Raw genomic sequence first — 10,156 nt, forward strand, 5'->3', positions numbered from 1 at the left:
AAGGGGGTCAAATCATGAAAAAAGCACTTCAACTGCTTGCAGTGAGTGCACTGGCCGGTTCGCTCGTCCTGACCGGATGCGGCAGCAAACCGGCGGCCGAGCCCAACAACGCGAAAAAAGCCGGCGGTACGCTGATTTACGGACGGGGAGGCGACAGCGTTAAGCTCGATCCGCACAACGTCACGGACGGCGAATCCTTCCGCGTGACGGAAAACATTTACGATACGCTGGTTGATTTTGAGAAAGACAGCACCAAGGTGATCCCTGGGCTGGCGACCGAGTGGCAAACCTCCGCCGATGGCAAGACGTGGACGTTCAAATTGAGACAGGGCGTCAAGTTCCATGACGGGACCGACTTTAACGCGAAAGCGGTCGTTTACAACTTCGAACGCATGTGGGACAAAAATCACCCCCAGCACAAAGGAGATTTTGAATATTTCCACGATATGTTTGGCGGCTTTAAAGGGGAAGGCAGCGTAATTGAGGGCATCAAGGCGGTCGACGATTACACGGTCGAGTTCAAGCTCAGCCGTCCGCTGGCGCCTTTCCTGGCGAACCTCGCGATGTCGACGTTTGCCATCATCAGTCCGGCGGCGCTTGAGAAATACGGGGAAAAAATCGCCCAAAACCCGGTCGGAACCGGTCCGTTCAAATTCAAGGAGTGGAAGCCGAACGACTCGATCACCCTGGAGAAGAACGATCAATACTGGCAAAAGGGTCTGCCGAAACTGGACAAAATCGTGTTCAAGGTGATCCCTGACAACACGGCTCGTTTGACCGCGCTGAAGTCGGGCGAGATCGATGTGATGGACGGCCTGAATCCGTCTGACGTCAAACAAGTCGAGGCGGACAGCAAACTGCAAGTCCTGCTGCGTCCTTCGATGAACGTCGGCTATCTGGCGATGAACAACACGAAAAAACCGTTTGACAATCCAAAAGTTCGGCAAGCGATCAGCATGGCGATCAACAAAAAGGGCCTGATCGACTCGTTCTACGCGGGGCTGGCGCAACCGGCCGTCAACCCGATGCCGCCGTCGGTCTGGGGTTACAACAAGGACATCAAGGACTATGAGTACAATCCGGAAAAGGCCAAGCAACTGCTGGCGGAAGCCGGTTACCCGAACGGGTTTGAGACCGATTTCTGGGCGATGCCGGTCGCTCGTCCGTACATGCCGCAACCGCAAAAAATCGCGGAAGCGATCCAGGCCGACCTGGCGAAGATCGGGATCAAGACCAAGATCGTCAGCTTCGAATGGGCAACGTATCTGAAGAAGACGAAAAACGGGGAACATCCGATGGCACTGCTGGGCTGGACGGGCGACAACGGAGATCCGGACAACTTCCTGTATGTGCTGCTCGATAAAGACACGGCGAACCCGCCGGCTGCGCAAAACATTTCGCTGTACAAGAGCGACAAGGTGCATGAGCTGTTGACCAAGGCGCAGGTCACCTCGGATCAGGCACAGCGCACGAAACTGTATGAAGAGGCGCAAAAGATCATCCATGAGGACGCGCCGATGGTGCCGCTCGTCCACTCCCGCCCAGCATTGGCGGCGGCGAAGAGCGTAAAAGGATATGTTCCGCATCCGAAAGGATCGGAAAGCTTGGTCGACGTATCGATTGAGAAATAATCCGGGAAAATGGGGCATGTGCTCAACCATGCCCCATTCCATTCCCGCACGAACGGAGTGCCATTCGCTGTCTGTGGTGGCAGAGAGGTTTCATTTTAAGGCGGTGGTAATGGAAGATGTTGTCGTATACTGGGCGTCGCTTGTTGCAATTGATCCCTGTTCTGATCGGCATGTCGGTCATCGTATTTTCGATCATCCGGGCAATTCCTGGTGACCCGGCGCTGACGATTTTGGGAGAGAGAGCTACCCCCGAAGCGGTGCAGGAGCTGCGGTTGCAGCTCGGTCTGGACAAACCTTTGATCACCCAATACGCAACCTATGTGGGACACGTCGTGACCGGTGATCTCGGTGTGTCGCTGCGCACGAAAAAGCCGATTTCGGAGGAGTTGGTACCGTATCTGACGGCAACCATCGAACTGACGGTCGTCAGTATTCTGATCGCGGTGGTTGTGGGCGTCAACGCGGGAATCATCGCCGCCTGGAAAAAGGCGTCGTGGTTTGATTATATCGCCATGCTGGTCGCTTTGATCGGCGTCTCGATGCCAATCTTTTGGCTCGGCTTGATGGAACAGTGGGTATTTGCGGAAAAATTGGGCTGGTTGCCCTCAACCGGCCGCATCAATCCGCGTGAGCCGATCGAGGCGATCACCGGATTTTATCTGTTGGACACAATTCTGCAAGGAAACTGGCAGGGATTCTGGGATGTCTTTCAGCATCTGATCCTGCCGGGAATCGCCTTGGGAACCATCCCGATGGCGATCATCGCGAGGATGACCCGGTCGAGCATGCTGGAAGTGATGAAGTCCGATTACGTACGGACCGCTCGCGCCAAAGGGTTATCCGAATTTTGGGTGGTGTACAAGCATGCGCTGAAAAACGCGTTTGCACCTGTGATGACGGTGATCGGGTTGCAAACCGGCACGTTGCTTGGAGGGGCGGTGCTGACCGAGACGATTTTTGGCTGGCCGGGAATCGGGCGTTACATCTATGACGCCATTTCGTTCCGCGATTATCCGGTCATACAGTCCGGCATTCTGGTGGTGTCGGCGCTTTTCGTCCTGATCAACCTGGTGGTCGATTTGCTGTACGCGTGGCTGGATCCGCGTATCCAATACAAGTAAGGGTGGGTGACGCAATGAATCTGACAGTGACGAATACGGAAACCATCCGGACCGGATACAAGGGAACATCCCCGTGGACAGAGGCGTGGAAACGGCTCCGCAAGCAAAAGTCTGCAGTCGTCGGTCTCGGCATGATCCTGTTTTTTATTCTGGTGGGAATTTGTGCACCCCTGCTCGCGCCCGAACAATACGATCCGGCGAATCCGGTTTACAACCCGTCGAACGGATTGCAGCCGCCAGGCGCCCAGCACTGGTTTGGGACGGATGATCTCGGGCGGGACATTTTCAGCCGAATTTTGTATGGAGCCCGCATTTCGTTATGGGTCGGTTTTTTCTCGGTGGTCGGTTCGATTGTGGTGGGCACGGTACTCGGGTTGATTTCCGGCTATTACGGAAAATGGGCCGATACGCTGATTTCCCGCCTGTTTGACATTATGCTGGCGTTCCCCAGCATTTTGCTGGCGATTGCGATTGTGGCTGTGTTGGGGCCGAGTCTGTTCAACGCGTTGATCGCGATCGCGATTATTAACGTCCCTGTATACGGACGGCTTGTCCGATCCAGGGTGTTAAGCGTCAAGGAAGAAGAATACGTGACAGCCGCCCGTGTGATCGGCATGTCCAATGCACGTATCCTGTTTCAGCACGTGCTACCCAACTGCATGGCGCCGATTATCGTGCAGGGCACGCTGGGGATTGCGACCGCAATCATTGAAGCGGCGGCGCTCAGCTTTTTGGGGTTGGGGGCACAAGCCCCGCAACCGGAATGGGGCAAGATGCTGTCAGACGCCCGTCCGTACTTGACGACCGCTCCGTGGACGATGATTTTCCCCGGGCTGTCGATCATGTTCACCGTGCTCGCGTTCAATATGTTCGGGGATGGCCTGCGCGATGCGCTCGATCCGAAGATGAAACAGTAAAATGGCAAGCAGCCGGGGTGAATCCCCGGTTTTCTTTATGTTACAATGGAGCAAGCGGTACAATTTCCGAAAGCTCGCTGCAACTGCGGCGAATTTTTGCGATCCGGGGTGAACGGTTTGAGCGAAAGAAAGAAACTGATCCTGATCGACGGGAACAGTATCACATACAGGGCATTTTTTGCGCTGCCTTTGTTGTCGACCGCCGGCGGCCGCCATACGAACGCGGCGTACGGCTTCACGATGATGCTTTTGCGGCTTTTGCAGGATGAACGGCCGACCCATGTGGCGGTTGCGTTTGACAAGGGAAAAACCACGTTTCGCCATGAGTTCTTTGAGGATTATAAAGGTACGCGGGAGAAGACTCCGAACGAATTGTCGGAGCAGTTCCCGATTGTCCGCGACGTGTTGGATGCGTTCGGCATCATCCATCTCGAACTGGAAGGATATGAAGCGGACGATATCATCGGTACCCTGTCGCGGCAGGCGGAGCAGGAAGGATACGAAACGCTGGTCGTATCGGGCGACAAAGACCTGTTGCAACTGGTTTCCGAACATGTGCACGCGATTTTGACGCGGAAAGGGATCACCGAAACGGAACGGTACGATCCGGAAAAAGTGAAAGAGCGCTACGGCCTGACTCCGCAGCAAATCGTTGACCTGAAGGGGCTGATGGGCGATTCGTCCGACAACATCCCCGGAGTTCCCGGCGTCGGGGAAAAAACGGCGCTCAAACTGCTGCATGAATTTGGAACGATGGAGGCGGTGCTGGAGAATCTCGACAAGGTGCCCGGCAAGAAGCTGCAGGAAAAATTGGCGGAACACCGCAAAGACGCCCTCCTGTCGAAAAAATTGGCCACCATTTTCCGCGAGGTCCCGTTGGATGTCACCCTCGACCAGTTGACGTACCGAGGATTTGATAAATCGCGCGTGCGTGAGACGTTCAAGCAGTACGAGTTCAAATCCCTGCTGAACAAGCTGGCGGAAGAAGGAGGGGAAGAAACGGCTCCGCCCAACGGCGACACGGTTGATCTGGCTGTGGAAATCGTTGAAGCGGAGGAGCTATCCAGGATTTTGGCTGATCTGCCGGACACGGTCGGTGTGCAGTTCGACTACGCGGGACATTACCACCGGGCGGCGCTGAACGGGGTGGCGTTGGGAGCGCCGGATCGGGCGTGGTATGTTGCCTTTGCGGAAGGGACTGTGCCGGAAGCGCTGCAGCCGTTTTTTGCAAACGGGGACAAGCAAAAAGTGTTCTTCGACGTGAAAGCGGCGGTCTACATGCTGCGTGACCGGCAGATGGGGCTCGGGGGCCGTACGTTTGACGTGCTGCTGGCCAGCTACCTGTTGAACCCGCAGGATGGAACGCCGAAGCTGGAAGAGATCATCGCCCGCGAATTGAACTGGTCCGTGCCTGCACTGAAAACGGACAAAAAATCGCCGGAACCGACGCTTGCGGAACGGGCCGATTTTTACGGAAAAATCGCCTCCGCCCTCTGCCGGCTGCAGCCGAAACTGGACGAGCAGATGCGGCGGCAGGAAGTCCATTCGCTGTATCAGGATCTGGAGCTGAAGCTGGCGTATGTGTTGGCCGAAATGGAGTACCAGGGTGTGAAGGTGGACACCGACCGCCTGCGGCAAATCGGACAGGAGCTGAGCGAAAAGATCGAGCGCCTGACCGGCGAAATTTACGAACTGGCGGGCACCGAATTCAACATCAACTCGCCGAAGCAACTGGGCGAGATCCTGTTTGACAAGATGGGGCTGCCGACCCAGAAGAAAACGAAGACCGGCTACTCCACCTCGGCCGACGTGCTGGAAAAATTGGCTCCTTTCTCGGAGATCGTTCAGAAGATCCTTGACTTTCGGCAGCTGGGCAAACTGCAGTCGACTTATGTGGAAGGGCTGCTGAAAGTGGTGCGGGAAGACACCGGCAAGGTGCACACCAGCTTTAATCAGGCGACCACCGCAACCGGCCGTCTGTCGTCGACCGAACCGAACCTGCAGAACATCCCGATCCGGATGGAAGAAGGGCGGCGGCTGCGGCAGGCGTTTGTGCCGAGTGAAGCTGGGTGGAAGATGCTGGCTGCCGACTATTCGCAAATCGAATTGCGGATTCTCGCGCACATTTCGGGAGATGAGTCGCTGATCGACGCATTTGCGAACGATATGGACATTCATACGCGGACGGCGAGCGACGTGTTCGAAGTGCCCGCCGACCAGGTGACGCCGGAGATGCGGCGGGCGGCGAAAGCGGTCAATTTTGGCATCGTCTACGGGATTTCCGACTACGGGCTGTCACAGAATCTGAACATCCCCCGCAAGCAGGCGGCGGAGTTTATCGAAAATTATTTTGCCAAGTTTCCGGGCGTGAAACGATATATGGAAGAGGTGGTCGTGCAGGCGCGCAAGGACGGCTATGTGACCACCCTGTTGAACCGCCGGCGGTATTTGCCCGATCTCCATTCGTCCAACTACAATGTCCGCAGTTTCGCGGAGCGGGCGGCCCAGAACACGCGGGTGCAGGGGTCGGCGGCCGACATCATCAAGCTGGCGATGATCCGGATCGCGGAGGAGCTGGAGAAGCGCTGCCTCAAGAGCCGGATGCTCTTGCAGGTACATGACGAGCTGGTGTTTGAAGTGCCGGAGGACGAGTTGGACACGATGAAACAGCTTGTTCCGGACATCATGGAACATGCGGTGAAACTGGATGTGCCGCTGAAAGTCGACGTGGCATACGGGGACACCTGGTATGATGCGAAGTAGCGGATCGCTCCGCGTGCGACGGGAGCTGTTATGAGCGGGTGCCTGTACAGTCGCCGGCGGCTGGGGTAGCCATCGATTGTGGAAAGGAGGCGAACGGGGTGCCGGAATTGCCGGAAGTGGAGACGGTCAGACGCAGTTTGCAGGCGCTGGTGGCGGGGAAAACGATTCGCGATGTGACCGTTACCCTGCCGCGGCTGATCCGCACGCCGGATGATGCGGAACAATTTTGTTTCCAATTGCGAGGGCAGACGGTTGAGCGGGTGGGGCGGCGCGGCAAATTCCTGCTGTTCGAGGTGGGCCCGTTTACGATGGTGTCCCACTTGCGAATGGAAGGGCGGTACGGGCTGTACCCCGCAACTGATCCGGTGGAGAATCATACGCATGTGATTTTTCATTTTATGGACGGCACGGAGCTGCGCTATAAGGATGTGCGGCAGTTCGGCACGTTCGACCTGCTGCCGAAAGGAGACCTGTCGGCGATCCCAGGGCTCCGCAAAATCGGCCCGGAACCGCTGGAAGCCGGTTTCACGCCAAAAGTCTTGCACGACAGCCTGAAAAATCGGAGCGGAAAAATCAAAGCGCTGCTGCTCGACCAGAACCTGGTGGCGGGAATCGGCAACATCTATGCCGATGAAGTCTTGTTCCAGGCGGGGATTCACCCGGAGTGTGCCGGGCACAAGCTGACAAGGGAACAGTGCGAGCGGCTGCACCGGGCGATTGTCGACGTATTGTCCGCTTCGGTCGAACTGGGCGGTTCGTCGGTCAAATCGTATGTCAACGGATACGGAAAAACGGGCGGGTTTCAATATCGTTTGCAGGTGTACGGCAAAGAAAAGAGCCCATGCCCGAAATGCGGCAGCCTGATTGAAAAGATCCGCGTTGGCGGGCGTGGGACGCATTATTGCCCCGTCTGCCAGCCGAAGCAACGAACAACGGTCTGCAGGCGAGGCTGTGTCGCGACAGTGACCGGTTGAACCGGCGGCCGATCCGGGGTTCGCACGTTTCAGAGATGCCTGTATCGCGCACAATGACCGGCTGGGTCGGCTGCACGGAAACCGTCCCTCTCTCATACACTGGCCATATCCGGCGAGATATGGGGAGGGGAAGTCTGTGCAGTTCGTTTCTCTGTTTATGCTTGCGTTTGCGGTCAGTCTGGACGGGTTTGGCGTGGGCATCACCTATGGGCTGCGAACCATTCGGTTTCCCTGGTGGTCGCTGGTGGTTGTCACGCTGCTTTCCGCCACGATGATCCTGGTTTCGATGAGCATCGGCGGGCTGATCGTGCGGTTTATGTCTCCCGGCGGCGCGAGGCTGGTCGGGGCGTGCATTCTGATTGCGATCGGCGGCTGGGCGATCGTTCACATGCTGAACCAAAAAGACCAGCCGGATCCGAAACGGGGACAGAACCGGGAGACGGTTGCCGACTGTCCGAAAGACGTCTTGAACTGTGTGAGAGCGGAAGTTTCCGGAACGGGAGCCGAAGCTTTTTCGGAAACGAAGGGTATCGAACCTGTCTCGGAAATTTCTGCGAAACGGACGGAGGAAGCCCGCATCTTCAAACTGGAATTGCGGAAGCTGGGGCTTGTCATCCAGATTTTGAAAACGCCGTCGGTGGCCGATATCGACCAATCCGGATCGATCAGCGCCGGCGAGGCGTTTCTGCTGGGGATGGCGCTGTCGATGGACGCGTTCGGAGCCGGTATCGGAGCGTCGCTGATCGGCTACCCGCCGCTTGCAACCGCGGTAGTCATCTCGCTGATGAGTATGCTTTTTATCAGCATCGGGCTGAAAATTGGACATAAATATGCAGAGATTCCGCTTGTCCGGCGGATCTCGTTTTTGCCCGGCCTGATCCTGATTCTGATCGGGCTGACGAAGATGTTTTCGTGAAGGGGTCGAGTCATGATCGCGGGGTTGACGGGCGGTATCGCCACAGGCAAGAGCACAGTGTCGAATATGTTTCGCCAGTTGGGGGCGGCGATCGTCGATGCGGATCGGATCGCCCGGCTGGTGGTGGAACCGGATCGTCCCGCCTGGCGCGATCTGGTTGCCCATTTTGGTGAGGGGATTCTGCTTGCGGACCGGACGATCGACCGGGTGCGACTGGGGCAGATCGTGTTTTCCGACGCTTCCCAGCGGGAAGTGCTCAACCGGATTGTCCACCCCAGGGTGCGGGAAGAAGCGGATCGGCAGACGGCCGATTTTCTTAGGGAGAACCCGCGGCGGCCGGTGATTCACGACGTTCCGCTCCTGATCGAGACAGGCCTGTATCGGCGGATGGACAAGGTGATCGTCGTGTACGTGGACGAGCCCACCCAAATGCGCCGCTTGATGCAGCGGAACTGCCTGTCGGAGGAGGAGGCGATCAGGCGCATTCGGGCGCAAATGCCGATCGAGCAAAAAAAAGCGTACGCCGACTACCTGATTGACAATCGGGGAACATTGGAAGAGACGCGATCGCAAGTGGAGCGGGTCTGGGAGGAGTTGAAAGCGGCCACGTGAAAAAAAGATATGCGCTGATCGGAATCATCTTTGTCATTGTCGTGACGATGCTCAGTTCCAAGCAGATTTTGCGATGGATGTATCCGCTCTACCATTACCAAACCATCCAGCAAAATGCGCTTGCGTTCAATATCGACCCGCTGCTGGTGGCCGCGATTGTCCGCGTGGAAAGCAAATTCAAGGAGACGAACGTGTCGCGGGCGGGGGCGATCGGGCTGATGCAGCTGATGCCGCAGACGGCAGAATGGATCGCCGGGCAAAGCGGGCTTTCGTACAATACGCCGGAAGACCTCGCCCAGCCGGAGATCAACATCCGGCTCGGCTGCTGGTATGTGTCCTATCTGGAAAAGCGGTTTCAGGGAAACCGGGTGGCGGCGATCGCCGCCTACAACTCGGGACCCAGTCGGGTCGAGGCGTGGCTGAAGGATGGCACCTGGGACGGGACGCTGGAGCATCTCGACCAGATCCCGGTGGGGGAAACGCGCCATTTCGTCCAGCGGGTGCTGTACAATTATGAGCGGTATAAGGAGATTTATACATAGGGTTGCATAGACGAAAACGGAAATGGCTCTGGGTCGACAGTCGGCGGGGGCTGACTGTCGCAGAGCCATTTTTGCGAAATGAACAAAATATTCGGAAAATATTACACTACACTTACACGCCATTAGGCTTCGATGCTTCGATTCTGATTTGCACCGGTATGATGCGTTTTTGCCCAGGATATCTTTCCGCGCTTGAGAAAGTATTGAATCACACTATAGATATAGATGAGACACCATAAGAAACTGTATACATAATAGAGCGGTATTAGAATTGGAAGTATACGCCAATCTTCAGGTTTCCCTTTCAATGTCCGATCAAAACGAATAAGAAATAACTGAAGAATAAATATAAGTTTAATGCGTTATCGAAAGAACAGATCTGATCCCAACGGTCAAGTCCGGATTTTTGTGTAAATTCTTTTTGGGTTGGAGTTTCTCTGTCCATGGCTTTGCCCAGGCTGAATTGAACCGCATCAGGAGAGATTCGTCAAGGAGAGCACTTGACCAACCTCTCCTGATGCGGTATGTCGTTTGCTACGGGCAAAGCCGCATTTTGCATGAATGTCTCATGCCTGGAATTCTTCTGGATGCGCCCCGGCCTGTCGGTTGAGCCACTTGTTGTATGGATCTACCTCCAGGTACTTTTTGCCCGTGCTCCACTTTTCGTCTTGGCTGAGGAG

Annotated in this window: 8 protein-coding genes; all 8 read left to right on the top strand. The window is 56.2% G+C overall.

The genetic code is table 11. From position 1 onward, the window contains the following. The first annotated feature begins 14 nt into the window (after window positions 1-14). The 8 genes from C230_RS0110685 to C230_RS0110720 all read left to right on the top strand — a co-directional run bounded on the left by C230_RS0110685 (window position 15) and on the right by C230_RS0110720 (window position 9,476). Entirely contained in the window at window positions 15-1,631 is a 1,617-nt protein-coding gene (locus tag C230_RS0110685; protein ID WP_018132032.1) for an ABC transporter substrate-binding protein, read from the top strand. Window positions 1,632-1,747: 116 nt separating this feature from the next. Then, window positions 1,748-2,752 carry an ABC transporter permease gene (locus C230_RS0110690; RefSeq protein WP_018132033.1) on the top strand — a complete coding sequence of 335 codons (1,005 nt, stop codon included), beginning with the start codon at window positions 1,748-1,750 and terminating at the stop codon, window positions 2,750-2,752. Between the two features lie 14 nt (window positions 2,753-2,766). Then, the gene (gene nikC / locus C230_RS0110695; RefSeq protein ID WP_018132034.1) at window positions 2,767-3,669 is read left to right on the top strand and encodes a nickel transporter permease; all 903 of its coding nucleotides are present in this window, start codon (window positions 2,767-2,769) and stop codon (window positions 3,667-3,669) included. 117 nt (window positions 3,670-3,786) lie between these two features. Beyond that, window positions 3,787-6,432 carry a DNA polymerase I gene (gene polA, locus C230_RS0110700; RefSeq protein ID WP_026174264.1) on the top strand — a complete coding sequence of 882 codons (2,646 nt, stop codon included), beginning with the start codon at window positions 3,787-3,789 and terminating at the stop codon, window positions 6,430-6,432. A 98-nt stretch (window positions 6,433-6,530) separates the two neighbouring features. Continuing rightward, window positions 6,531-7,406: a DNA-formamidopyrimidine glycosylase gene (gene mutM / locus C230_RS0110705; RefSeq protein WP_018132036.1), complete on the top strand. Its 876-nt coding sequence runs from the start codon at window positions 6,531-6,533 to the stop codon at window positions 7,404-7,406. Between the two features lie 136 nt (window positions 7,407-7,542). Then, complete coding sequence (locus C230_RS0110710; RefSeq protein ID WP_018132037.1) at window positions 7,543-8,322, top strand: MntP/YtaF family protein; 780 nt, start codon at window positions 7,543-7,545, stop codon at window positions 8,320-8,322. Window positions 8,323-8,334: 12 nt separating this feature from the next. Further along, window positions 8,335-8,934, top strand: a complete 600-nt coding sequence (gene coaE, locus C230_RS0110715) for a dephospho-CoA kinase (RefSeq protein WP_018132038.1) — start codon at window positions 8,335-8,337, stop codon at window positions 8,932-8,934. Then, the gene (locus tag C230_RS0110720; RefSeq protein WP_018132039.1) at window positions 8,931-9,476 is read left to right on the top strand and encodes a lytic transglycosylase domain-containing protein; all 546 of its coding nucleotides are present in this window, start codon (window positions 8,931-8,933) and stop codon (window positions 9,474-9,476) included. Before coaE ends, C230_RS0110720 begins: the two co-directional genes overlap by 4 nt. Window positions 9,477-10,156: the final 680 nt, after the last annotated feature.

Origin of the sequence: Effusibacillus pohliae DSM 22757 (assembly GCF_000376225.1) — a bacterium.
Taxonomy (GTDB): Bacteria; Bacillota; Bacilli; order Tumebacillales; family Effusibacillaceae; genus Effusibacillus; species Effusibacillus pohliae.

Bases quoted from the DNA above. Each gene is read 5' to 3' on its own strand.
- C230_RS0110685 (WP_018132032.1), top strand. From the start codon at position 15: ATGAAAAAAGCACTTCAACTGCTTGCAGTGAGTGCACTGGCCGGTTCG.
- C230_RS0110690 (WP_018132033.1), top strand. From the start codon at position 1,748: ATGTTGTCGTATACTGGGCGTCGCTTGTTGCAATTGATCCCTGTTCTG.
- nikC (WP_018132034.1), top strand. From the start codon at position 2,767: ATGAATCTGACAGTGACGAATACGGAAACCATCCGGACCGGATACAAG.
- coaE (WP_018132038.1), top strand. From the start codon at position 8,335: ATGATCGCGGGGTTGACGGGCGGTATCGCCACAGGCAAGAGCACAGTG.